This window comes from Bradyrhizobium sp. INPA03-11B, from assembly GCF_040446015.1.
GTDB classification, from domain to species: Bacteria; Pseudomonadota; Alphaproteobacteria; order Rhizobiales; family Xanthobacteraceae; genus Bradyrhizobium; species Bradyrhizobium macuxiense_A.
On the sequence record NZ_JASGSR010000097.1, the window covers coordinates 1 to 24,072 of the forward strand.

Consider the following 24,072-nt stretch of genomic DNA (forward strand, 5'->3'; position numbering starts at 1 on the left):
GCCTTACGAATGTCGCTACGTATTTCCCTGGTCTTGACGCTACCCCTCGTGATCCTGTGCAGTGCGACCGCCGACGCCGCAACTGCGCATCACCGGCGCGTGCGACAGCATCTCATCTTCCGTCCAACTGAACCGGTCGTTCCTCCGGACCGTTACGTGTATCCAGGCTTCGGGCCGATCCCGCCGGGCGAGAACCGGAACCTCGATCCATCGACCCGCGGCAGCGGGTGACGTCGGTCAGCGCTGCGCCGACGCACGCGGCCATATGCCTGAGTGACCCGCCTCACATCAATTGCAGAACAGTCCTGCGAGAGTCCTGCCAGGGTGATGCAATGGTGCGTCGGCCCAATTGTGGAGGAGGGTAAATCATGCGTTCAATTACACTGAGCTTCGCCGTTGCAACTGCGATTGCTCTGTTCACGTTCGGTCAGTCGGCCTCTGCCGCCCCGATCGGGGCAGTCGTGAAGGCGTGCGACAGAACCGCAGGATGCAACTACAACCTGAACAAGGCCGGAGACCTGTCGGGTTGTTCCTCGAAGGCCTGCTTCTACTGCCCGAACGACGGCAAGCGGCAGTGCTTCCCGGTGCAGTAAGCAGCCAGGGGCCTCGCTCCCGGCGGGCCCCTTTGCTTCTCACGGGTCGGTTATGCTGCGTCGGTGATCAGCCTGTGCTGAGATCTCTCGGTGACACGCTTCTCGAGCGTGGCGATGGTTCCCTTGAGATTGGCGTATCGCTCATTGAGCGACCTTGCCAGGATCGGGTACCTGGCGTCCGACCGGTCACGAATCCCCGCGCGCGCCTCTTCGGTCGCGATGTCGGCTTCGATCTGCTGGCAGACCAGGACAAGATCGGACAGCATCTTGCTGATCGTCGACTCTCGTCCGTCGCGTCCGCGAGCTGTCTCAAAACGATGGTGCATGTTCATGTGCGTGCTCCGAATGTCTGAGTTCGGCACACCGAGAACCGCCGGCGCCGAACTATTCACGGATGCATCGCAAATAGCCTGCCAGTCGCGGGTCCGTAACAATACGGTCGGGACGGTCTGGCGCGGGGGGCCACCGGGTGGCGACAGCCTGCCGGGTCTCGCGAGACTAGTCTCGCCGCCACGCCGGAATGCAGGCGCCGAGCGTGACGCGCTTGTAGTCGCGGGCGGCATCCTGATCTCCGGCTTGCTCGGCAAACCTGACCGCGGCCTCAATGTCTTGAGCGGCCGACGCGCTGTCGCAGAACAGGCTGTGAATCTCAGCCCGGTATCGATAGGCCCTGTAGTTCATCGGGTTGTACGAAAGCGCTAGATTGTAGTTGTTTTGCTCCTCAATGGCGACCCGGCGCGCTTCATCCGACTGGCTGTTGAAGTTGGTGAGGCGATTGAGCGACAGGAGCGAGCCGAGCTCCATGTAACGCAGAGACATCGCGCCAAGACTTGCAGGAAATGCGTCGCCCGACGAAGGAGGTTGCTCTGCCGCGGTGTTAGCGCGTTCGATTTCGATCCGTTTATACTTTATGGCGTTGTCGTAGTCCCGCAAGCTCTGGAACGTGCTCGATATCTCGCCGTTGATCGGCGCAAGATAGGCGGTCGAGAGTCGTCGATCGCTCAGCAGGTTGAGGCATGCCCGTATCTTTGCCTGCGCAGGCAAGACGTCGCGACATTCCTTGCCGACCACACGCCACTCGTCCCGCGAATGCACCGTCGGCGGCGTCTGCGCAGCCGGCAGAACGAGAACCAGTGCGAAGCAGATCGCTAACCTGAGACCGCGGCTTGAGCCATCCATCTTGGTTCTTCGCCTTCAGCCCGATCTCGCTAGCCGGCGGCTTCTTCATGCGGGCTTCCTGTTCATTTGATGCCAAATAATCCTGCCGAGGGGAAGCCTGCAGCTTCCATGTCGGCCCTCGCGCGCGCCCGTTGAGGTCGCCGCGGCTACACCAGACGGACACAAAGATGAGGCCGCTCGAGACTGGGAAAAGACCGAACGGCCCCAGCCGGCCCGTAGGACCAAAAATGGAAGAAATGGGTCGGCGCTCCAGTTACGGAGCTGCCGGGCACTTGGTTTCACCGGCCAATCGACGTTGCGAGCATAAGCGGTGCCGGTGCAACGAGCGACGTTGCCTGAACGGATGAGGCCGCTTGCTATGAGCGCGCAGGGTCGGCTTGACGACAGGTCGTCAAGACAAACGCCGCCTTGCTGCATTGCCACTCGCTGCCAAGCGCAGCGATCGAGACCGGCCGCGGTGCAGCAACGATCGCCAGCACAGCAACCATGCAGGCCAGCGAAGTCGCGATGACGAGCCTGCCTGCTCTGGAAGAGAAGCGCAGCCGTAACCAGGGAGCTAGATCGGTGGAGCGACGGAGCTGGGCGTTACGCAAAACCTGGTCGAGATCCTGGAATTGAATGCCATCGACTTGCTGCATGGCTTTACCCCGGAAATGTTCAGGTGAAAGAAATAATGGGGGGATGCTGCGCGCGGTTTGTTTCGCGCTCGCTTCGAGGTGCCGGGAATGATGTTTCGTTCACGTGGAGGTGACTGCCGGTTCACACCGGGCGGGCCGAAGCCCGAATGTCTCCATGGAGATACTTAGGGACCATCGTTGGGCAGCCGGTTGCGGGGCTGGCGGAGAGGGAGGGATTCGAACCCTCGATACAGCTTGAGACCGTATGACGCTTTAGCAAAGCGTTGCCTTCAGCCACTCGGCCACCTCTCCAATGGCGCCGATATGCCCGACTGGGCGCTGAGCCGCAAGCGGCAGATTCAGATTGCGACAAGGTGATTTGGTGGCACCTTGGCCGCCGGCCGCCCCGGAGCGGGCGCCGAGCCTCTATATGGCGCGGCGACTTGGCCGCGCGGGCCCGATTGAATGAAAGAAATATAAGCTACAACAACGAGTTAGGATGATTTCTGCAAAGCCTGAACACTGCCGGTCGCAAGGCTGTTGAAAACCGGCAGCGCCGGCTCACTCCACGCTGGCGCCGCGGCGCAGGTCGGCCTCGATCTGCAATTTGGTGCCGCCACCGAAGCGGGCGCGGTAGACCTGCAGGTTCTCCATGATGCGCTGGACGTAGTTCCGCGTCTCCGAGAACGGAATCAGCTCGACCCAGTCGACCGCGTCGACCTTGGGATCGCGCGGGTCGCCGTAGCGCTCGATCCACTTCTTCACGCTGCCGCGGCCGGCATTGTAGGCGGCGAAGGTCAGGATGTAGGAGCCGCGATAGTCCTCGAGCAGGCCGCCGAGCTCGGCCGCGCCAAGCATCGCATTGTAGACCGGGTCGGTCTTCATCCGGTTAAGGTCGAAGCCGATGCCGGCCCGCTTGCAGACATAGCGTCCGGCATCCGGCGTCACCTGCATCAGACCATAGGCCTGCGCCGGCGACACCACCGCCGGATTGAACGCGCTCTCCTGGCGCGCGATCGCGTAGACCACGCTCTGTTCGACCTCCGGCCCGACCTGGCGGAACGACGGAATGCCGTTCACCGGATAGGCGTAGTGATCGAACGGCAGTCCGCGGTTGAGGGCGGACTTGCCCATCAGCAGCATGCCGCGGGCATCGCCATGGCGTGCGGTAAGCTCGCCGAGGCCGGCCAGCGCTTCCGGATCGCCGTTGTCGCCCATGTCGCCGAAGATCGGGATCGCGAGCTCGCGCGCGTCGATTTCGTAGAGCAGCCCGACCGCCCGCACGATCTCCAGCCGATCGGCGCCGCGGCCGCGCGGCGCGCTGTTCAGCTCGATCTGCGGCAGGCCGAGCTTTGCGCGCGCGAGCTGGCCGTAATAGCTGGTGGATTGCTCGGCCGCGCGCGCATAGGCGGCGCGTGCCTCCTGGCCGCGGCCGGCGGCTTCCGCGGCGCGGCCCTGCCAATAGCCGGCACGCGCGAGCGCCGTCGGGTTGGCGCTGCCGACGCCGATCCGCGCGAAATGCTGGGAGGCGAGGGCGGGATCGTTGAGAAAGCGCAGCGCGATCCAGCCCGAGGTGAATTCCTGCTCGGTCTTGTAGATGTCGCGGGCCGGCAGCGCCGCGTCGCGCGCGATCAGATAGGCGGTGCGAAACTCGTTGACGTCGATCATCTTGCGCGCCAGCAGCCGGCGCTCGACCCACCATTCGTCGACGTTGTAGAGGCGCGCGGCGTCCCTCGGCGCGCTCAGCATCAGCCGCGCGGCTTCGGTGAACTTCTCCTCGCGGCGGAGCAGCTGGATCTTGGCGAACAGATAGCCGGTGTCGCCGGACAGTTCGCTCGGCACCGCTTCCAGCAGTGCGCGCAGGTTCGAACCCTTGCGATTGGCGGCGATGCGCGCCTTGGCGAGCGCCAGGTAGCCGGAGCCAAGCCGCTTGGCTTCGCGGATGCCGGCAGCCTCGTTGTCGGTGCCGTAGAGCATCGTGTCCATGCGCGCCTTGTGGTCGGCGGCGGTCAGGAACGAGCCGAACATTTCGAGCGCGGTGGTTTCGGTCTCCTCGCTCATCCCGTCATTGCGCCAGGCCTCGCGGACCAGACGCTCGGCATTGCCGCGGTCGCCGCGTCCGACCATCACCTTGGCGAGCGCGAGCCGGCCCTTGGCGGAGACCGGCGATTCATTCTGGAACCAGGCCCAGACCGCGGAGTCGTCGCGATGGTCGTCCCAGAGCGAGGCCTCGATGCGGCGCCGCAGGAAGGTCTGCGAGGGCCAGCTCGGATTGGCGTCGAGGAAGGCGCGGTAGCGCTCGACCGAGGCGCCATTGTCCTCGCTGCGCAGGATCAGCCATTCCGCAAGCTTGCGCGCGACCGGATCGGAGATCGAGGCTTCGGCCTCGGTCGCGTCAGAGGGCCTGCGCTTGCGCAGCAGTTCGACAACGCTGGCGAGCGCTTCCTTGTCCGACTGCGAGGTCGACGACGTTGCGGCCACGGCCGCAGGCAGCACCGGCTTGCGCGCGATCGGCGCGGCATGTTGGCGGGTCGCCGGAACCAGCGCGGGGGCGGGCACCGACCTGCTCGAGACAGTACCCGTTGCCGCCGGCGAGGTGTGCTTTGAAGTCGTGGACGTGGTGGTCCTCGGTTCGGCGGACTTCGGAGCCGTTGTCTTGTGCGCCTCGGTCTTGGGAGGGGCGGCCTTGGCTCCGTCCGTCTTGGCCGTGCTGGACTTGGAAGCGACCGGTTTGGAAGCGACCGGTTTGGAAGCGACCGTCTTGGCAGTGTCGGTCTTGGCTGTGCTGTGCTTGGTGTCGCCGCTCTTGGTTTCGCTGCTCTTGGCTTCGCTGCTCTTGGTCGCGGCTGGCTTGGAAGTTGCCGGCTTCGAAGTCGAGGTCTTGGGAGTGGCGCTCTTGGAAGCCGCTGTCTTCGGCGCGGCAGGCTTCGCAGCACTGGATTTGGAAGTCGTGTCCTGGGCAGCCGGCTTGGCGGTTGGAACATCCTCGGCGGCCCGGGCGTCGGGCGTGATGGCGGCAAGGCCGACAACGAGCGCCAGGCTCGTCGCCAGCGCCGTCGACCGCAATGTGCCTGCGCGAACGGAACGGATCACAGAAGTCCTCTGCGGCCCCGAATCATCTGGTCGTTTGGGCCATGGGTTCTTATTTGATTGAAAACGTAGACAAAATACTAAGAAGCCTGCCGGTGCGGCTGTTTGCGCCAGCACAACGGCAAAATCGCGGCTGGAAGCGGTTTCGTGCGCCGCAGATTACCGTTGGGAATAGGTACGGTACGGCCCTTTCGCCTGTCGGCCAGACCCGATATGAATTGCCTTTCATGGCGTTTCGCATCAACCGGGTGCCGGTTGCACGGACGTAAAGCACGACAACAACAAGGGTCCGTCGACCTAGCCTTTAGCCTGAAGCGTTTGGAGGAAGTCCATGGCAGCCAAGACAAAATTCCGGGGATCATTCACTGCCTTGGTGACGCCCTTCAAAAACGGCTCAGTCGATGAGGCGGCGTTCCGCGGACTCGTGAACTGGCAGATCGACGAGGGCACGCACGGCCTGGTGCCGGTCGGCACGACAGGCGAGAGCCCGACGCTGAGCCATGACGAGCACAAGCGGGTGGTCGAGTGGTGCATCGAGGAGGCCAAGGGCCGGGTGCCCGTGATCGCCGGCGCCGGCTCGAATTCGACCAAGGAGGCGATCGAGCTCGCCGAGCACGCCGAGAAGGCAGGCGCCAACGCGGTGCTGATCGTGACGCCGTACTACAACAAGCCGACCCAGGAAGGCATGTATCAGCACTTCAAGGCGATCAACGATGCGATCGGCATTCCGATCATCATCTACAACATCCCGCCGCGCTCGGTGATCGACATGTCGGTCGACACCATGAAGCGGCTGTTCGAGCTGAAGAACATCGCCGGCGTCAAGGACGCGACCGCCAGCATGGTGCGGGTCTCGCAGCAGCGTGCCGCGATGGGTGAGGACTTCAACCAGCTGTCCGGCGAGGACGCGACCATCATCGGCTACATGGCGCATGGCGGCCATGGCTGCATCTCGGTGACCTCGAACGTCGCGCCGCGGCTGTGCTCCGAGTTCCAGACCGCCTGGCAGAAGGGCGACGTCACCACCGCGCTGAAGATTCACGACAAGCTGATGCCGCTGCACACCAACCTGTTCATCGAGAGCAATCCGGCGCCGGTGAAGTATGCGATGTCGCTGCTCGGCAAGCTTGACGAGAAGCTGCGCCTGCCGATGGTGCCGGTCGCCGAATCCACCCGCCAGGCCGTCCGCAGCGCCATGGTGCATGCCGGCCTGATCAACTGAGCCGGGACCGTACCGCCGCGAACAATGCCGTGCGCAATGTTGAACAGAAGGGGATGGGCATGCTGAAGGAATTCCGCGAATTTGCCATGAAGGGCAATGTCGTCGACCTCGCCGTCGCCGTCATCATCGGTGCAGCCTTCGGCGCGATCGTCACCTCACTGGTCGGCGACATCATCATGCCGATCATCGGCGCGATCACGGGCGGTCTCGACTTCTCCAACTATTTCACCGGGCTTGCCAAGAATGTCACCGCAACCAATCTGGCCGACGCCAAGAAGCAGGGCGCGGTGCTGGCCTGGGGCAACTTCCTGACGCTGACGCTGAACTTCCTGATCATCGCCTTCGTCCTGTTCATGGTCGTCCGCTTCATGAATCAATTCAAACGCAAGGATGAGGCCAAGCCCGCCGAGCCGCCGAAGCCGTCCGCCGAGGTCGTGCTGCTGACGGAAATCCGCGACCTCCTCAAGAAGAGCTAAAGTGGCCGAGAAGAACGAACGCCCGATCAAGGTTGTCGCCGAAAACCGAAAGGCCCGCTTCAACTACGCAATCGAGGACACCATCGAGGCCGGCATTTCGCTGACCGGCACCGAGGTGAAGTCAATCCGCAGCGGCAAGAGCACGATCGCGGAGTCCTATGCGGATTCCAAGAACGGCGAGCTGTGGCTGATCAATGCCAACATCCCTGAATATCTGCAGGCCAACCGCTTCAACCACGAGCCGAAGCGGCCGCGGAAACTGCTGCTGCATCGCAAGCAGATCAACAAGCTGCTCGGCGCCGTCGACCGCGAGGGCATGACGCTCATTCCGTTAAAACTGTACTTCAACGAGCGCGGCCGTGCCAAACTGCTGCTCGCGGTCGCCAAGGGCAAGAAGCTGCACGACAAGCGCGAGAGCGAGAAGAAGCGCGACTGGTCCCGCGAAAAGGGCCGCCTGATGCGGGCGCGAGGTTAGGATTTCAGCCGTCATTGCGAGGAGCGAAGCGACGAAGCAATCCACCCATTCAGTGTGCGTCGCTATGGATTGCTTCGCTTCGCTCGCAATGACGCCACGGAGATGCAGGCCATGACCCAGAGCAGCCTCACCGACGTCGACTGGAGCAAGATCCCGGCGCCCACCGATGATGGCGGCGCGGCGCACCTGACCGGCATGGCGATCCCGCCGGTGACCTTGCGGGCCACCAACGACACGTCCGTGACGCTGTCGGCGCTCAAGGGCCGCACCGTGGTGTTCGCCTATCCGCGAACCGGCGAGCCCGGCAAGATCGGGCTGGTCGACGATTGGGACATGATCCCCGGCGCCCGCGGCTGTACGCCGCAGACCTGCGCCTTCCGCGACCTGTTCGCCGAGCTCAGGGCAGCCGGCGCCGCAGAGGTGTTCGGGCTGTCGACGCAAAGCAATGCCTACCAGACCGAGATGGCTTCGCGCCTGCACCTGCCGTTCCCGGTGCTGTCGGACGAAGCGCTGGAACTGACGCACACGCTGAGATTGCCGACGATGTCGGTGGCGGGCCTGACGCTGATCAAGCGGCTGGCGCTTGTGGTCGACGATGCCCGCGTCACGCACGTGCTCTATCCGGTGTTTCCGCCTGACCGGAACGCGGGCGATGTGCTGGAATGGCTGAAGGACAATCCGCGGAAGGACTAGCTAGAGCAGCCGTCGCAGGGGGCGCTGACAAAATATCGAAATCACCCCCATGCAAAGGAGCCGGCGGCGGCCTGCATTCCACCAGGTAACTTGACACGTCGGGCAACTCAGGAATATTTTCTATTATTCCGAAGTTGGCGGATGTCCTGCGGCATTTGCGGGCTTCGGATAGCGGTTCGCAAAGCGGATACCGGAAAGGGCGCTAGCCGAGATCCTTCCGCACCGTCGCGAAGACCTTGCGGAACATGTCGGTCGTCAGCACGCCGGTGTTCGTGTTGTAGCGCGAGCAGTGGTAGCTGTCGTAGAGCTTGTACTTGCCGACGCTATGCACGGCGCCATGCACAAACGGCGCTGCGGCCAGACGAACCCCCAATGCCTTCAGGGTCGATTCGTGGGCGATGCGCCCGAGCAGCACGATGGCCCGCACCTTCGGCATCGCAGCGATGGTGGCGCTGAGGAACTGCCGGCAGGTGTTGATCTCGGCCGGCAGCGGCTTGTTCTGCGGCGGCACGCAGCGCACCGCGTTGCTGATCCGCGCGTCGACCAGCGTCATGCCGTCGTCCGGCCGCGCCTGGTAGACGCCGCTGGCAAAGCCATATTCGAGCAGGGTGGCGTAGAGCAGGTCGCCGGCGTAGTCGCCGGTGAAGGGGCGGCCGGTGCGGTTGGCGCCCTGCATGCCCGGCGCGAGCCCGACGATTAACAGCCGTGCATTCGGATCGCCGAAGGATTCCACCGGCGAGTTGAACCAGTCCGGGTGGAGTGCGCGCGCCTGTGCGCGAAAGTCGGCCAGCCTGACGCAGAGCTGACAGTTGCTGTCGGGACGCTGAGATGCGGCGACGAGGTTACTCGTCGAAATCGTCATCGGCTCCCCGTGGGGCCATGGTGGTCGCGCGCTGCAGGAACTGCGGGGAGTGGTGACGCGGTTCGCGGGGTTCGCGCGGGGCCGGGCGTTCCGACGGATCGCGGCCAAGCTTGGATTGCAGCTCGACGAGGTCGGTGAAGACGTCGGCCTGGCGGCGCAGCTCGTCGGCGATCATCGGCGGCTGGCTGGCAATGGTGGAGATGACGGTGACGCGAACGCCGCGGCGCTGCACGGCCTCGACCAGCGAGCGGAAGTCGCCGTCGCCGGAAAACAGAATCATCTGGTCGATGTGCTCGGCGAGTTCCATGGCATCGACCGCGAGCTCGATGTCCATGTTTCCCTTCACCTTGCGGCGGCCGCTGGCGTCGATGAATTCCTTGGTCGCCTTGGTGACGACGGTGTAGCCGTTGTAGTCGAGCCAATCGATCAGCGGACGGATCGATGAATACTCCTGATCCTCGATGATCGCCGTGTAGTAGAACGCGCGAAGCAGCGTGCCGCGACTCTGGAATTCCTTCAGAAGGCGCTTGTAGTCGATGTCGAAGCCCAGCGTCTTTGCGGTAGCGTAAAGATTCGCTCCGTCGATGAAGAGCGCGATCTTGTTGGAAACAGGTGACGACATCAAAGTGTTCTCGCGTGGTTGTTAGTGTTCTTAGCGCGGCGGTGATCAACCGCGCGCAATTTCCGGCGTTGCTGCCTAAAGTTCAGTGAATCTTTCCCCACGACAGTCACCACCGCAATTATGGTGAGGCGAGGGCAAAAAGCCTAGACCTTTGACATTGCAATGAAGAGATTTACTTGTCTGGGACAGCAACCTAGCCATGTCGTCAGACGCTCCGGCCCTTCTGGCCCCGGCAGACCGGGTTATCAGAGCCTGTTGGGAAGGCAAATCACAAATTTTACCTTGCGAAACCGGGGCTAGCGCTATAACTAACCCTCATAACCTACATGTTCGGTCCCTTTTACCACGGAGCGCCTCGAGATGGCTCGCGTCACCGTCGAAGATTGCATTGATAAGGTCGACAATCGTTTCGACCTCGTCCTGTTGGCCGCGCATCGCGCCCGGATGATCTCGTCGGGATCGCAACTCACGGTTGATCGCGACAACGACAAGAACCCGGTGGTGTCGCTGCGCGAGATCGCCGATTCGACCATCTCGCCGGAAGATCTGAAGGAGGAACTGGTACACTCCCTGCAGAAGTTCGTCGAGGTGGACGAGCCCGAGCCGGACACTGTGCCGCTGATCGGTTCCGCTGGTGCCAGCGTCGACGCCGACGACACCGAGGTCGCGGTCGAGCGCATGACCGAGGAAGAGCTGCTGAAGGGCCTCGAGGGCCTCGCGCCCCCGGAAGAGCAGCCCGAGGAAGACGAGTAAGCTCGTCCTTCAGCTCCCGGTTTCGAACGGATTTGAAAAAGGCCCGGACATTGCTCCGGGCCTTTGCTTTTGTTGACAATTTTGCTGTTACGGTGCGTCCTATGCGGGCGCGGGAAATTGAATGGTTCCAGGGCCCGTGCGGGGTGCAGCTTCATTCGAAAGCGCACTAGATTGAGGAAGAAGGGACGTTAGGGTCCCGCGCGAGAGGCAGCGAGTTCATGGCGTATCGACGCCGCAGTTCCATCCAGATGCAGGCTGCGACCGAAACGGTCGCGGTGGCGCCGGCGTCGTCCGCGGCGGAGAGGCCGGTCAAGCCGCGGACGCGCATGATGCGACAATATGACCTCGTCGAACGCGTCCGTTCCTATAACCCCGACACCAACGAGGACCTGCTCAACCGCGCCTATGTCTACGCCATGAAGGCGCACGGCACGCAGATGCGTGCGTCCGGCGATCCCTATTTCTCGCATCCGCTCGAGGTCGCGGCGATCCTCACCAACCTCAAGCTCGACGACGCCACGATCGTGGCAGCGCTGCTGCACGACACGATCGAGGACACCGAGGCGACGCGGGCCGAGATCGATCATGTGTTCGGCCATGAGATCGGCGCGCTGGTCGAGGGCCTGACCAAGTTGAAGCGGCTGGAACTGGTGTCGCGCGAGGCCAAGCAGGCCGAGAATCTGCGCAAGCTGCTGCTCGCGATCGCCGACGACGTCCGCGTCCTGCTGATCAAGCTCGCCGATCGCCTGCACAACATGCGGACCATGGAGTTCATGCCGCCGGCCTCGCGCCGCCGCATCGCCGAGGAGACGCTGGACATCTATGCCCCGCTGGCCGGCCGCATGGGCATGCAGGAGATGCGCGAGGAACTGGAGGACCTGTCGTTCTTCGTGCTCGACCCCGAGGCCTACGCGGTGGTCAAGCAGCGGCTCGATTCACTGGCCGAGCGCAACCGCAACCTGATCGGCGAGATCGAAACCCAGCTCTCCAAGAACCTGCAGAAGAACGGCATCACCGCGCGGGTGTTCGGCCGCCGCAAGCAGCCGTTTTCGATCTGGACCAAGATGGAGCGCAAGTCGGTCGGCTTCGAGCAACTGTCCGACATTTACGGCTTCCGCGTCATCCTCGACGATGTCGGCGCCTGCTACCGCGCGCTCGGCATCGTCCACACCACCTGGCCGGTCGTGCCGGGCCGCTTCAAGGACTACATCTCGACCCCGAAGCAGAACGACTACCGGTCGATCCACACCACCGTGATCGGACCGGGCAAGCAGCGCGTCGAGCTGCAGATCCGCACCGAGGAGATGAACCAGATCGCCGAGTTCGGCATCGCCGCGCATGCCTTCTACAAGGAGGGGGCGGGCTCGCCGCATGAGCGGCTGAAGCACGAGTCCAACGCCTTCGCCTGGCTGCGCCACACCATCGGCATCCTCTCGGAAAGCTCCAATCCGGAAGAGTTCCTCGAGCACACCAAGCTCGAGCTGTTCCACGACCAGGTGTTCTGCTTCACGCCGAAGGGCAAATTGATCGCGCTGCCGCGCAACGCCAACGTGATCGATTTCGCCTATGCCGTGCACACCGGCGTCGGCAACAGCGCGGTCGGCTGCAAGATCAACGGCAAGTTCGCGCCGTTGTCGTCCGAGCTGCAGAATGGCGACGAGGTCGAGGTGCTGACCTCGAAGGCGCAGTCGGCGCCGCCGTCGGCCTGGGAAGCGCTCGCCCGCACCGGCAAGGCGCGCGCCGCGATCCGGCGTGCCACCCGCGATGCGGTGCGCGACCAGTATGCCGGCCTCGGCCGCCGCATCGTCGACCGCCTGTTTGCGCGCGCCAAGATCGAATATGCCGACGACAAGCTGAAGGGCGCGTTGCCGCGGCTCGCGCGCACCTCGATCGAGGAGGTGATGGCCTCGGTCGGGCGCGGCGAGATCAAGGCCTCCGACGTCGCGCGCGCGATGTATCCCGACTACAAGGAAGAGCGGCTGGTGCGTTACGGCGCCAAGAAGGGGCTCGCCGCCAAGCTGAAGACGCAGACCCCGCCGCATCCGGCGCGCGCCACCTCGGTGATCCCGGTGCGCGGCATCAATTCCGACCTGCCGGTGAAGTTCGCACCGAACGGCGGCGCCGTGCCGGGCGACCGGATCGTCGGCATTGTCACGCCGGGCGAGGGGATCACGATCTACCCGATCCAGTCGCCGGCGCTGAAGGATTTCGAGGAGGAGCCGGAGCGCTGGCTCGACGTGCGCTGGGACATCGACGAGACCATGCCGCAGCGCTTCCCGGCGCGCATCCTGGTCCACAATGTCAACGAGCCCGGCAGCCTCGCGCAGATCGCGACCGTGATCGCCGAGCACGACGGCAATATCGACAACATCCACATGTCGCGCCAGTCGCCGGATTTCACGGAGCTGACCATCGATCTTGAGGTCTATGACCTCAAGCATCTCCTCGCTATCATCGCGCAGTTGCGCGCCAAGGCCGTTGTCGCAAAGGTCGAGCGCGTCAACGGGTAGGATGGCTGGGCATCGGCGAGCGCAAGCAGCGCTGTCCTTCGAAGGGTTGCGCCCGCGCATGACAGGCTAGAATTGCAGGTTGGTGAAATGTCAAAGGCTGCTCCGTTCCGTCTTGGTATCAATGTCGATCACGTCGCGACCCTGCGCAATGCGCGGAGCGGGGCGCGGCCAGATCCGGTGCGGCTGGCGCTTGCCGCGATCGCGGCCGGCGCCGACGGCATCACCGCGCATTTGCGCGAGGATCGCCGTCATATCCGCGACGAGGACATGGCGCGGCTCAAGGCCGAGATCTCCAAGCCGCTGAATTTCGAGATGGCGGCGACCGACGACATGCTGCGGATTTCGCTCGCCACCAAACCGCACGCCGTCTGCCTGGTGCCGGAACGGCGCCAGGAACTCACCACCGAGGGCGGCCTCGACGTGGTCGGCCAGCACAATGCGCTGGCGCCGTTCATCGCGCGGCTCAGCGATGCCGGCATCCGGGTCTCGCTGTTCATCGCCGCCGATCCCAGGCAGATCGAGATGGCCGCCAAGCTGAAGGCACCCGTGATCGAGATCCACACCGGCGGGTGGTGCGATGCGGTGGTCGACGGTCACAAGGACAAGGCGGAGGCCGAGTGGAAGCGCATCGTCGCCGGCGCCAGGCTAGCGCAGGCGGCCGGGCTCGAGGTCCATGCCGGCCACGGGCTCGACTATGAGACCGCGGAGACGATTTCCGCGCTGCCCGAAATCCGCGAGCTCAACATCGGCTATTTCATGATGGGCGAGGCGCTGTTCGTCGGCATCGCCGAGACGGTGCGCGAGATGCGCGCGGCGATGGACCGCGGCCGCGCCAAGGCGCAGGATGCGGCCGGCGCATGATCATCGGCATCGGCTCCGACCTGATCGACATTACGCGGATCGCGAAGGTGATCGAGCGGCACGGCGAGCGATTCCTCGATCGCATCTTCACCGACGCCGAACGCGCCAAGGCGCTGCGCCGCGCCAACAGCGAGAAGATGGTGGTCGCAACCTACGCCAAGCGCTTCGCCGCCAAGGAGGCCTGCTCCAAGGCGCTCGGCACCGGTATCCGGCGCGGGGTGTGGTGGAAGGACATGGGGGTCGTGAACCTGCCGGGAGGGCGGCCGTCGATGCAGCTGACCGGCGGCGCGCTGGCCCGGCTCCAGGAACTGACGCCCGAGGGCATGCAGGCGCAGATCGACCTGTCGATCACGGACGATTGGCCGCTGGCGCAGGCCTTTGTCATAATTTCGGCGGTTGCCCCGGCCAGATGAGCGCGCGGCGCCGGAATTTGCCGGAAAACTTCAGCAAACTAAAAAATCATTGACATTTCAATGAATTGCGAAGTTTTGAGGCGGCGATTGATTGCGCCCTTGCGAACAACCGTCTAAAACGCCGCAGGGTATATCGAGCGAGACGCGGATTTCGGGTTTACGCCGGAATTTGCCCTCAAGATCAGAATCAAGGCCATTTTCCTCACGCGGGGGTCGAACGCCTCGCGTGGAGAGAACGTTCTGCCACCGCGTGGGCATCAGGGCCTGCGGGAATTGGGAAAGCAATGAGCGCGACCACCGGGACCAAATCTGAGAGCGGCTTGGGCGAGACCATCCGCGTCGTCATCCATGCCCTTCTGATCGCACTCGTCATCCGCACCTTCCTGTTCCAGCCGTTCAACATCCCGTCGGGGTCGATGAAGGCGACGCTGCTGGTCGGCGACTATTTGTTCGTGTCGAAGTATTCGTACGGCTACAGCCACTATTCGATCCCGTTCTCGCCGAACATTTTCTCAGGCCGCATCTTCGGCTCGGAACCGAACCGCGGCGACATCGTCGTGTTTCGCCTGCCGCGGGATGACTCCACCGACTACATCAAGCGCGTCATCGGCCTGCCGGGCGATCGCATCGAGGTCCGCAACGGGCTGCTCTACATCAACGATGCGCCGATCAAGCGCGAGCGGCTGAGCGATTTCGTCGGCGAGGATCCCTGCGGCTCGGCGGATGCCACCGCCCGGGTCAAGCGCTGGAAGGAAACGCTGCCGAACGGCGTCAGCTATGAGTCGCTGGACTGCACCGACAACAGCTACATGGACAACACCATCGTCTACACCGTTCCGCCCGGGCATTTCTTCATGATGGGCGACAACCGCGACAACTCCACCGACAGCCGCTTCCTGTCGCAGGTCGGCTACGTGCCGTTCGAGAACATCATCGGGCGCGCCCAGATGATCTTCTTCTCGATCGCCGAGGGTGAGCAGGCCTGGATGGTCTGGCGCTGGCCGTTCGCGGTGCGGTGGAATCGCCTATTCTCCATCGTGCGATGAACGACGATACCGCAGCCATCAACGATCAAGCGCCGACCGGCGAGCCGAGCCAGACGCCTGCCGCCGAAAGCACGGCCGCGCCGAAGAAGCGGCGCAGCAAGGCTGCCAAGGCGGCTGAAGAGAAGGCGGCGATCGCCGGCACCGAGGCACGCATCGGCTATACGTTCTCGGATGCCGCGCTGCTGACCACCGCGTTCACCCACGTGTCGGCGCTGAAGCCCGCCACCCGCAACCGCGCCGACAGCTACCAGCGGCTGGAATTCCTCGGCGACCACGTGCTCGGGCTGATCGTGTCGGACATGCTGTTCCGGGCGTTCCCGAAGGCCGACGAGGGCGAATTATCGAAGCGGCTCGCCGACCTCGTGCGCAAGGAGAGCTGCGCCGATGTCGCCAAGTCGCTCGGGCTGCTCGAGGACATCAAGCTCGGCATGGTGAAGGCGGTCGAGGGCGCGCGGCTGCGCAAGTCCGTGCTCGGCGACATCTGCGAAGCGGTGATCGGGGCGATCTTCCTCGACGGCGGCTACGAGGCCGCGCGCCAATTCGTCGAGCGCAACTGGACCGAGCGGATGCACAAGCTGCGCCGGCCGTTGCGCGATCCCAAGACCGTGTTGCAGGAATGGGCGCAGGGCAAGGGATTGCCGACGCCGGTCTATCGCGAGGTCGAGCGCACCGGCCCGCACCATGATCCGCAATTCCGCGTTGCGGTTGACCTGCCGGGCCTCGCCTCAGCCGAGGGCCTCGGCGGCAACAAGCGCGCGGCAGAGAAGGCAGCAGCATCCGCGATGATCGAGCGTGAAGGCGTCGGTACCAATGATTGACGAAGCCAAAGGGCAAGGGGACGCGACGCGCTGTGGCTTCGTCGCGCTGATCGGTGCGCCCAATGTCGGCAAGTCGACGCTGGTCAACGCGCTGGTGGGCTCCAAGGTCACCATCGTGTCGCGCAAGGTGCAGACCACCCGCGCGCTGATCCGCGGCATCGTGATCGAGGGTAACGCGCAGATCATCCTGGTCGATACGCCCGGCATCTTCGCGCCGCGGCGCCGGCTCGACCGCGCCATGGTGTCGACCGCCTGGAGCGGCGCCCATGATGCCGATCTCGTCTGCGTGCTGCTCGACGCCAAGTCGGGTATCGACGAGGAGGCCAACGCGATCCTGGCCAAGCTCGAAACCGTCGCGCATCCGAAGATCCTGGTGCTCAACAAGGTCGACCTGGTTCAGCGCGAGAAGCTGCTGGCGCTGGCGCAGGCCGCCAACGAGCGGATGCGCTTCGAGCACACCTTCATGATCTCGGCGCTGTCGGGTGACGGCGTCGACGATTTGCGCCAGGCGCTGGCGAAGATGGTGCCGGCGGGACCGTTCCTCTATCCCGAGGACCAGATGTCGGATGCGCCGATGCGGCATCTGGCGGCCGAGATCACCCGCGAGAAGATCTACAGCCATCTGCATCAGGAGTTGCCGTACCAGTCGACGGTCGAGACCGACAGCTGGACCGATCGCAAGGACAAGTCGATCCGCATCGAGCAGACGATCTTCGTCGAGCGCGAGAGCCAGCGCAAGATCGTGCTCGGCAAGGGCGGCGCCACCATCAAGTCGATCGGCGCGCAGGCGCGCGCCGAGATCGCCGAGATCATGGGCGTGCCGGTGCATCTGTTCCTGTTCGTCAAGGTGCGCGAGAACTGGGGCGACGATCCCGACCGCTACAAGGAAATGGGACTGGACTTCCCCAAGGAATAACAGCCGGCGTCGCAATGAACGTGCCCAGAAATGTGTTGTGGTTTGAGGTGCTGCTCTATCTGTCGTTGACGCTCGACGCGTTGTCGGTGGCGTTCCAGGACCGCACGCCGACCTTCGAGAGAACCGAGCAGATCATCACGGGCGAGACCCTGACGGCCGGCTGCATGATCCTGCTGCTGGTGTATTTCGTTCGGCTCGCCGCGCAGCACCGCAAGAACTGGCCGCGCTGGGTGCTGGCCGCGATGCTGGTGATATCGGTGCTGTCGCTGGTACAGGTGATCGGCGACAAGGGCCTGGAGCTCGACAGCGCCATCGAGGTGGTGTCGTGCATCCTGACCACGGCCGGCCTGTATTACTCCTTCACCGGCGACGCACAGGGCTGGTTCAACGCGTAGGGCGCCGTCATTCCGGGGCGATGCGGAGCATCGAACCCGGAATCTCGAGATTCCGGGTCTGGTCCTTCGGACCATCCCGGAATGACGACTGCGGAGAAAGCCGGAATCCTGTAATCTGCCGCACATGGAATGGACCGACGAAGGCATCGTGCTGGGCGTGCGGCGGCATGGCGAATCCTCCGCCATCGTCGAGCTGTTGACGCGCGAGCACGGCCGCCATCTCGGCCTCGTGCGCGGCGGTGCCAGCTCGCGGATGCGCCCGCTGCTGCAACCCGGTAACAGCGTCACCGCGGTGTGGCGGGCGCGGCTCGACGAGCATCTCGGCATGTACACGCTGGAGGGCACCCGGCTGCGCGCGGCGACGCTGCTTGCCTCGTCGCATGCCGTCTACGGCATCACCCATCTGGCTGCGCTGGCACGGCTGCTGCCGGAGCGCGATCCGCATGAAGACATCTACGAGATGCTGCAGGGGACGCTCGACGATTTCGATGACGCCGGAATTGCCGCCGTTCACCTGATCCGGTTCGAGCTCGCGATGCTGACCGAGCTCGGCTTCGGGCTCGATCTCGAAAACTGCGCGGCCACCGGGGAGACCACCGACCTGGTCTATGTGTCGCCGAAATCCGGCGGCGCCGTGTCCCGGGCCGCGGGCGAGCCGTGGCGCGACCGGCTGCTGCCGCTGCCGGCCTTCCTGCGCGAAGGCGAGGGAGGCGCCAACAGCTGGTCGGACCAGGACCTGCGCGACGGCTTTGCGATCACCGGCCTGTTCCTGCTCCGCCACGTACTGGAGCCCCGCGGTCAGGGCCATTCCGACGCCCGCGACGGGTTCATCAACGCCGTGACCAGGCGGCGGAGCCGGCTGGCAGGGACGTGACGCACTGACATTGGCGCGCGCCCCTCTCATGCAGCGGGGAACGAAATCGCCTCCTGGTGCGTTTGGGAGCGTGGTTCCATCGAAGGGCGACCGATGTTTCTGCGGGGAATTGTCATTTCGGCGGCGTTACTGACGCTGGCGCCGGACGCCAATGCTGGCGAGCAGGGGGGCGTCATCCGTCGCGTCTCCTGCACCGTGGTTCGCTACTACGTCGCCAGATACTCGGCCGCGGCCGCCGAAAGCTGGGCGCGAGCCCATGGCGCAACCGACGCCGAGATCGAAATCGCCCGCCATTGCCTCAAGGAAACGCCCGTGAGGACCGTGCGGACGGCCAACCAGGCCGCGCAATAATTGCGCGAATCAGGTGAATCGGCGCGCGTTTGGCGTGATTCGCGGCTTGCCCGATTCAGCGCAAAAGTCTAACGCCTCCCCATGGGAAAGCGACAGACTCCGCCGGAAAAGCCGGCCGAAATTCACGAGGTGCCGCTGCGTGACGCGCTCGAGGAGCGCTATCTCGCCTATGCGCTCTCGACCATCATGCATCGTGCACTGCCGGACGCCCGCGACGGGCTGAAGCCGGTGCACCGCCGCATCCTCTATGGCATGGACCTGCTCGGGCTCGACCCGCGCGCGGCATTCAAGAAGTCCGCCAAGATCGTCGGCGACGTGATGGGCTCGTTCCATCCGCATGGCGACCAGGCGATCTATGACGCCATGGTGCGCCTGGCGCAGGATTTCTCCTCGCGCTACCCGCTGGTCGACGGCCAGGGCAATTTCGGCAATATCGACGGCGATAATCCGGCCGCCTACCGCTACACCGAAGCGCGCATGACCGAGGTCGCGCGGCTGCTGCTCGACGGCATCGACGAGGACGGCGTTGAATTCCGCCTCAACTACGACGGCCAGTCGAAAGAGCCGGTGGTGCTGCCCGGCGGCTTCCCGAACCTGCTCGCCAACGGCGCGCAGGGCATCGCGGTCGGCATGGCGACCTCGATCCCGCCGCACAACGCCGCCGAGCTCTGCGACGCCGCGCTGCATCTGATCGAGAAGCCCGACGCCAAGTCGAAGGCGCTTTTGAAATGGGTCAAGGGTCCGGATTTCCCGACCGGCGGCATCGTCGTCGATTCCAAGGAAGCGATCATCGAGGCCTACACCACGGGCCGCGGCTCGTTCCGCACCCGCTCGCGCTGGACCCAGGAGGAGGGCGCGCGCGGCACCTGGGTGGTCGTCGTCACCGAGATTCCGTGGCTGGTGCAGAAGTCGCGGATTGTCGAGAAGATCGCCGAACTGATCAACGAGAAGAAGCTGCCGCTGGTCGCCGACGTCCGCGACGAGTCGGCCGAGGATGTGCGGCTCGTGATCGAGCCGAAATCGCGCACCGTCGATCCGGCGCTGATGATGGAGTCGCTGTTCCGGCTCACCGAGCTGGAAAGCAAGATCTCGCTGAATCTGAACGTGCTGATCAAGGGCCGGATCCCGAAGGTGGTCGGCCTCGCCGAGTGCCTGCGCGAATGGCTCGACCATCTGCGCGACGTGCTGGTCCGCCGTTCCAACTTCCGCAAGGCCCAGATCGAGCACCGCCTGGAAGTGCTGGGCGGCCACCTCGTCGCGTATCTGAACCTCGACAAGGTGATCAAGATCATCCGCACCGAGGACGAGCCGAAGCCGGTCCTGATCAAGACCTTCAAGCTCACCGAGATCCAGGCCGAAGCCATCCTCAACATGCGGCTGCGCAATTTGCGCCGCCTGGAGGAGATGGAGATCCGCACCGAGGACAAGGATCTTCGCAAGGAGCTGAAAGGCATCGAGGGCCTGCTCGGCTCCGAGACCGAGCAATGGGCCAAGGTCGGCGAGCAGGTGCGCAAGGTCCGCGACATCTTCGGACCCAAGACGCCGCTCGGCAAGCGCCGCACCACCTTCGCCGATGCGCCCGAGCATGACCTCGCCGCGATCGAGGAGGCGCTCGTCGAGCGCGAGCCGTGCACCGTCGTGATCTCGGAGAAGGGCTGGGTGCGGACGCTGAAGGGCCATGTCGAGGATCTCTCGGGGCTCGCCTTCAAGACCGACGACAAGCTCGAGCACTCGTTCTTTGCCGAGACCACCTCGAAGCTGCTGCTGTTCGCCACCAATGGCAAGTTTTACTCGCTCGATGTCGCCAAGCTGCCCGGCGGCCGCGGTCACGGCGAGCCGATCCGCATGTTCATCGACCTCGAGCAGGACGCCGCGATCATCTCGCTGTTCGTCAACAAGGGCGAGCGCAAGTTCCTGATCGCGAGCAGCGAGGGCCAGGGCTTCGTCGTCAAGGAAGAGGACTGCGTCGGCAACACCCGCAAGGGCAAGCAGGTGCTCAATGTCGAGATGCCGAACGAGGCCCGCGCGATCACGACCGTAAACGGCGACACCGTCGCCGTGATCGGCACCAACCACAAGATGGTTCTGTTCGGTCTCGACCAGGTGCCGGAGATGGCGCGCGGCCGCGGCGTGCGGCTGCAGAAATACACCAGCTCGGAGCTGTCCGATGTTGCGGTGTTCGACTCCAAGACCGGCCTGACCTGGAAGGACTCCGCCGGCCGCGAGCACAGTATGACCATGAAGGAACTGGCCGACTGGCGCGGCAACCGTGCCGACGCCGGCCGGCTCGCCCATGGCCTGCCGAAGTCGAACAAGTTCAACCGCGGCGTGGAGTAATGGCACGGTAGCCCGGATGGAGTGCAGCGAAATCTGGGACCGCTGTTGCATTTGGCAATAGCCCCGGATTGCGCTTCGCTTCATCCGGGCTACGTCACAGCCCTTCGCGGTGTGATAGTATCCACATTTCACCGCGCTATAACCGTCGCCAACGATCACGGGCGACGGTTGCCATGGCGCACAATCACGACCACGACCATGACCACGACGGTCATTCTCACGGGCACTCGCACGGCGGACACTCCCACGCCGGGCATTCTCATGCCGGACACAGCCACGCGCCCGCCAGCTTCGGCACGGCCTTTGCCATCGGCGCATCGCTCAACACCGCGTTCGTCATTGCGGAGCTGATCTTCGGCTACTCCGCCAACTCGCTGGCGCTGGTCTCCGACGCCGTTCACAATCTCTCCGACGTCATCGCGCTGCTGCTGGCCTGGGGCGGGGCGTGGCTTGCCGGCAGGCGCCCGACCGACACCCACACCTATGGCTACCGCCGTGCCTCGATCCTGGCGGCGCTGTTCAACGCCGGGCTGCTCCTGATCGCGGTCGGCGGCATCGCGGTCGAGGCGATCAACCGCTTCCGCGAGCCTGCGGAGGTCGCAAGCTGGACCGTGGTCTGGGTCGCGGCGCTCGGCATCCTGATCAATGGCGGCACCGCGCTGTTGTTCATGCGCGGCCGCGACAGCGACCTCAACGTCCGCGGCGCCTATCTGCACATGGCGGCGGATGCCGGCGTCTCGTTCGGCGTCGTGATCGCCGCACTGCTGATCATGGCGACCGGCTGGCAATGGCTCGATCCGGCGATCAGCCTGGTCATCGCGGTGGTCGTGCTGCTGAGCGGTTGGGAGCTTGCCCGCGACAGCGTCAATCTCGCGCTCGACGCGGTGCCGAGGGGGATCGATCTCAAGCGGGTGAGGGACTATCTCGCTACGCTCGAAGGCGTCACCGAGGTGCACGATCTGCACATCTGGGCGATGAGCACCAGCGAGACCGCGTTGACCGCACATCTGGTGCGGCCCGGCGGACATGACGATGTCTTCCTGCATCGCGTCTGCGGGGAGCTTTCTGAGCGGTTCAGCATTCATCACGCGACGCTGCAGGTCGAGATCAGCAGCGAGACCTGCCGGCTGGCCCCGGCGGAGATGGTCTAGCCCGGGACGCGCCACGCACTCGCATTCAATTGATCGGTCGGGCCCATCTCCGCGTCTTCCACGATCGGCGGCAAGACGGCACATTGCGACCGCGCGCGTTGAAGTAACGAGCTCGATCAGTGGAGGGCAATGTGAGGAAGGCAATCAGTCTTGCAATGTTGCTCTGGGTCGTCGGCACGGCCCCGCAGGCAGACGCCCAGCCGGCGAAATCAGGCGTCGAGCGGCTCTATATCCTCAACTGCGGTGAGGGCGTTGCCGGCGACATCTCGCGCTGGTCGCCCGGCGTCAACGAAGGCAAGCCGATGGACTTCGTGGACAATTGCTACCTGATCAAGCACGCGCAGGGCTGGTTCCTGTGGGACACCGGCATTCCCGACTCGGTCGCCGCGATGCCGAATGGCCTTGCGCCGGCCGATCCCAAGGCGATCACCTGGCGGCGGCCGAAGACGCTCGCCGCGCAGCTCGACCAGCTCGGGGTGAAGCCGTCGGACATCAAGGCGATGGCCGTCTCGCACACCCATCCCGACCACATCGGCAATGTGGAGCTGTTCCCGGCCGCGATGCTGTATGTGCAGAAGGCCGAGTACGAATGGCCCGGCGTCAACAACGGGCCGCGCTTCAAGCCCGAGCATCCCGTCACCAAGCTCGAGGGCGACCGCGACGTGTTCGGCGACGGCAGCATCACCATCCTCTCGACCCCGGGCCACACGCCCGGCCACCAGTCGCTGCTGGTGAAGCTGCCGAAGACCGGCGCGCTCGTGCTGACCGGCGACGCCGTTCACTTCAAGGACAATTGGGACAATCGGCGCGCGCCGAGCATGAATGCCAGCAAGGAGCAGACGCTGGCCTCGATGCAGAAGATCGCCGACACGCTGACGAAAGAGAAGGCGCAGCTCTGGATCAACCACGACAAGGCGCAGCGCGACGGGCTGAAAATGTCGCCGGAGTTCTATGACTGAGCCGCTTTGGGACCGTGCGCCTTCGACCAGCCTCGAAAAATCTGCGCGGTCTCTTCGTCCATCGGAAAGAAGCTCTCGATCCGCAGCTCCTGCAACGTGACGTCCTGCGGCGTCCCCAGCGTTGCGATGGTCGTGAACAGCTGTAGGCGGACGTCGCCCTTGCGGAACAGCATCGGCAGCACCGGCCCGGACGCAGGCCCCGCGGGCGGCGCGGCCAACGCCGCCTCGACGCCGTCATAGGCCAGCAGGCGCTTCAGCAAGTCAGCCGTCGCGGTGGTGCCGTCGCTCGCGGCATCGGCCTCGACGCTGCGCACGAAGTAGCCGGCGACCTCGGTCCAGTTGGTGAGATAGGGCCGCAGCACGCCGGGCGCGACCAGCGCGTCGGCGAGATTGACCGCCGTGCCTGATACCAGCGGCCCGACCAGGAATTCCACCAGCTGCGCGGCGCCGGCATTGGCGAGCAGCAGATTCCAGTGCCGGTCGACCACGACAGCAGGAAACGGCTCCTGCTGCGCCAGGATGAAATCCAGCGCGTGACGAATCTGGGCGAGCTCAGGCGCGGCGAGATCGGTTTGCCGCCACACCGGTGCAAAGCCGGCCGCGACCAATAACGCGTTCTGCTGGCGCAGCGGCACGTCGAGCGCCGCTGCTAGCCGGATCACCATGTCGCGGCTCGGTGCCGCGCGGCCGAGCTCGAGGAAGCTCAGATGGCGCTGCGAGATATCCGCGCGCCCGGCGAGCTCGAGTTGCGAGTGGCCCTTGCGCTGCCGCCACCAGCGCAGGCTGGCCGCAAAATCGCGCTGTGACATGAGTACCTGTCAGGTAGTTGCCGAAACGGTCTCGCCGGGCAAGATGCCAC

General features: G+C 64.5%; 27 protein-coding genes and 1 tRNA gene. 20 read left to right on the forward strand and 8 right to left on the reverse strand.

The genetic code is table 11. From position 1 onward, the window contains the following. Both QMZ05_RS30335 and QMZ05_RS30340 read left to right on the forward strand, forming a co-directional pair. Positions 1-231: hypothetical protein (locus tag QMZ05_RS30335; RefSeq protein ID WP_353704098.1), on the forward strand; the 231-nt coding region annotated here is incomplete at its 5' end. A 137-nt stretch (positions 232-368) separates the two neighbouring features. Beyond that, positions 369-593, forward strand: coding sequence for a hypothetical protein (locus QMZ05_RS30340; RefSeq protein WP_146985568.1), 225 nt, complete (start codon positions 369-371; stop codon positions 591-593). A 50-nt stretch (positions 594-643) separates the two neighbouring features. On the opposite strand, the gene QMZ05_RS30345 is transcribed toward QMZ05_RS30340, so the two are convergent. From QMZ05_RS30345 to QMZ05_RS30365, 5 genes are all read right to left on the reverse strand, one after another. After that, entirely contained in the window at positions 644-859 is a 216-nt protein-coding gene (locus QMZ05_RS30345; protein WP_353704099.1) for a hypothetical protein, read from the reverse strand. 232 nt (positions 860-1,091) lie between these two features. Then, on the reverse strand, positions 1,092-1,772 hold the full coding sequence (locus QMZ05_RS30350; protein WP_353704100.1) for a hypothetical protein: 681 nt from the start codon (positions 1,770-1,772) through the stop codon (positions 1,092-1,094). A 356-nt stretch (positions 1,773-2,128) separates the two neighbouring features. After that, positions 2,129-2,410, reverse strand: a complete 282-nt coding sequence (locus QMZ05_RS30355; protein ID WP_353704101.1) for a hypothetical protein — start codon at positions 2,408-2,410, stop codon at positions 2,129-2,131. 198 nt (positions 2,411-2,608) lie between these two features. Then, positions 2,609-2,701: transfer RNA gene (locus QMZ05_RS30360), tRNA-Ser, on the reverse strand. 249 nt (positions 2,702-2,950) lie between these two features. Beyond that, a complete protein-coding gene (locus tag QMZ05_RS30365) occupies positions 2,951-4,948 on the reverse strand; it encodes a lytic transglycosylase domain-containing protein (RefSeq protein ID WP_353704102.1) in 1,998 nt (665 codons plus the stop codon). 127 nt (positions 4,949-5,075) lie between these two features. Here QMZ05_RS30365 and QMZ05_RS30370 point away from each other — a divergent pair, with 127 nt between their 5' ends. From QMZ05_RS30370 to QMZ05_RS30390, 5 genes are all read left to right on the forward strand, one after another. Next, entirely contained in the window at positions 5,076-5,543 is a 468-nt protein-coding gene (locus QMZ05_RS30370) for a hypothetical protein (protein ID WP_353704103.1), read from the forward strand. Between the two features lie 267 nt (positions 5,544-5,810). Continuing rightward, complete coding sequence (dapA, locus tag QMZ05_RS30375) at positions 5,811-6,701, forward strand: 4-hydroxy-tetrahydrodipicolinate synthase (RefSeq protein WP_074128895.1); 891 nt, start codon at positions 5,811-5,813, stop codon at positions 6,699-6,701. A gap of 59 nt (positions 6,702-6,760) precedes the next feature. Beyond that, positions 6,761-7,177: a large conductance mechanosensitive channel protein MscL gene (mscL, locus tag QMZ05_RS30380; RefSeq protein WP_353704122.1), complete on the forward strand. Its 417-nt coding sequence runs from the start codon at positions 6,761-6,763 to the stop codon at positions 7,175-7,177. Between the two features lies 1 nt (position 7,178). Beyond that, positions 7,179-7,652, forward strand: coding sequence for an SsrA-binding protein SmpB (gene smpB, locus QMZ05_RS30385; protein WP_050422619.1), 474 nt, complete (start codon positions 7,179-7,181; stop codon positions 7,650-7,652). Positions 7,653-7,763: 111 nt separating this feature from the next. Continuing rightward, entirely contained in the window at positions 7,764-8,345 is a 582-nt protein-coding gene (locus tag QMZ05_RS30390; RefSeq protein ID WP_353704104.1) for a peroxiredoxin, read from the forward strand. 202 nt (positions 8,346-8,547) lie between these two features. Here QMZ05_RS30390 and QMZ05_RS30395 read toward each other — a convergent pair whose 3' ends face one another. Together QMZ05_RS30395 and QMZ05_RS30400 are read right to left on the reverse strand one after the other, a co-directional pair. Next, a complete protein-coding gene (locus QMZ05_RS30395; protein WP_353704105.1) occupies positions 8,548-9,207 on the reverse strand; it encodes a uracil-DNA glycosylase in 660 nt (219 codons plus the stop codon). Next, positions 9,188-9,829, reverse strand: coding sequence for an NYN domain-containing protein (locus QMZ05_RS30400; protein ID WP_050422617.1), 642 nt, complete (start codon positions 9,827-9,829; stop codon positions 9,188-9,190). Before QMZ05_RS30400 ends, QMZ05_RS30395 begins: the two co-directional genes overlap by 20 nt. Before the next feature lie 360 nt (positions 9,830-10,189). Between QMZ05_RS30400 and rpoZ the strand changes: the two genes are divergently transcribed. The 13 genes from rpoZ to QMZ05_RS30465 all read left to right on the forward strand — a co-directional run bounded on the left by rpoZ (position 10,190) and on the right by QMZ05_RS30465 (position 23,213). After that, a complete protein-coding gene (rpoZ, locus tag QMZ05_RS30405; RefSeq protein WP_016844003.1) occupies positions 10,190-10,582 on the forward strand; it encodes a DNA-directed RNA polymerase subunit omega in 393 nt (130 codons plus the stop codon). Between the two features lie 218 nt (positions 10,583-10,800). After that, entirely contained in the window at positions 10,801-13,092 is a 2,292-nt protein-coding gene (locus tag QMZ05_RS30410) for a bifunctional (p)ppGpp synthetase/guanosine-3',5'-bis(diphosphate) 3'-pyrophosphohydrolase (protein WP_353704106.1), read from the forward strand. 87 nt (positions 13,093-13,179) lie between these two features. After that, the gene (locus QMZ05_RS30415) at positions 13,180-13,953 is read left to right on the forward strand and encodes a pyridoxine 5'-phosphate synthase (RefSeq protein ID WP_353704107.1); all 774 of its coding nucleotides are present in this window, start codon (positions 13,180-13,182) and stop codon (positions 13,951-13,953) included. Next, the gene (gene acpS, locus QMZ05_RS30420; protein WP_353704108.1) at positions 13,950-14,366 is read left to right on the forward strand and encodes a holo-ACP synthase; all 417 of its coding nucleotides are present in this window, start codon (positions 13,950-13,952) and stop codon (positions 14,364-14,366) included. The genes QMZ05_RS30415 and acpS overlap by 4 nt, the downstream gene beginning before the upstream one ends. Positions 14,367-14,650: 284 nt before the next feature. Beyond that, the gene (lepB, locus tag QMZ05_RS30425) at positions 14,651-15,412 is read left to right on the forward strand and encodes a signal peptidase I (protein WP_353704109.1); all 762 of its coding nucleotides are present in this window, start codon (positions 14,651-14,653) and stop codon (positions 15,410-15,412) included. Next, entirely contained in the window at positions 15,409-16,230 is an 822-nt protein-coding gene (gene rnc, locus QMZ05_RS30430; protein WP_050422613.1) for a ribonuclease III, read from the forward strand. Before lepB ends, rnc begins: the two co-directional genes overlap by 4 nt. Continuing rightward, positions 16,223-17,146 (forward strand): GTPase Era, encoded by a 924-nt coding sequence (gene era / locus QMZ05_RS30435; RefSeq protein ID WP_353704110.1) that lies wholly within the window; start codon positions 16,223-16,225, stop codon positions 17,144-17,146. The genes rnc and era overlap by 8 nt, the downstream gene beginning before the upstream one ends. A 14-nt stretch (positions 17,147-17,160) precedes the next feature. Then, the gene (locus tag QMZ05_RS30440; protein WP_353704111.1) at positions 17,161-17,541 is read left to right on the forward strand and encodes a hypothetical protein; all 381 of its coding nucleotides are present in this window, start codon (positions 17,161-17,163) and stop codon (positions 17,539-17,541) included. 124 nt (positions 17,542-17,665) lie between these two features. Next, positions 17,666-18,415, forward strand: a complete 750-nt coding sequence (recO, locus tag QMZ05_RS30445; protein WP_353704112.1) for a DNA repair protein RecO — start codon at positions 17,666-17,668, stop codon at positions 18,413-18,415. A gap of 93 nt (positions 18,416-18,508) precedes the next feature. Beyond that, a complete protein-coding gene (locus QMZ05_RS30450; protein WP_353704113.1) occupies positions 18,509-18,766 on the forward strand; it encodes a hypothetical protein in 258 nt (85 codons plus the stop codon). 81 nt (positions 18,767-18,847) lie between these two features. After that, entirely contained in the window at positions 18,848-21,103 is a 2,256-nt protein-coding gene (gene parC, locus QMZ05_RS30455) for a DNA topoisomerase IV subunit A (RefSeq protein WP_353704114.1), read from the forward strand. A 173-nt stretch (positions 21,104-21,276) separates the two neighbouring features. Further along, positions 21,277-22,254, forward strand: coding sequence for a cation diffusion facilitator family transporter (locus QMZ05_RS30460; RefSeq protein WP_353704115.1), 978 nt, complete (start codon positions 21,277-21,279; stop codon positions 22,252-22,254). A gap of 155 nt (positions 22,255-22,409) precedes the next feature. Beyond that, complete coding sequence (locus QMZ05_RS30465) at positions 22,410-23,213, forward strand: N-acyl homoserine lactonase family protein (protein ID WP_353704123.1); 804 nt, start codon at positions 22,410-22,412, stop codon at positions 23,211-23,213. Here QMZ05_RS30465 and QMZ05_RS30470 read toward each other — a convergent pair. Continuing rightward, positions 23,204-24,022, reverse strand: a complete 819-nt coding sequence (locus QMZ05_RS30470) for a helix-turn-helix domain-containing protein (protein WP_353704116.1) — start codon at positions 24,020-24,022, stop codon at positions 23,204-23,206. The two genes, QMZ05_RS30465 and QMZ05_RS30470, sit on opposite strands and share 10 nt — an antisense overlap. Between the last annotated feature and the right edge of the window lie 50 nt (positions 24,023-24,072).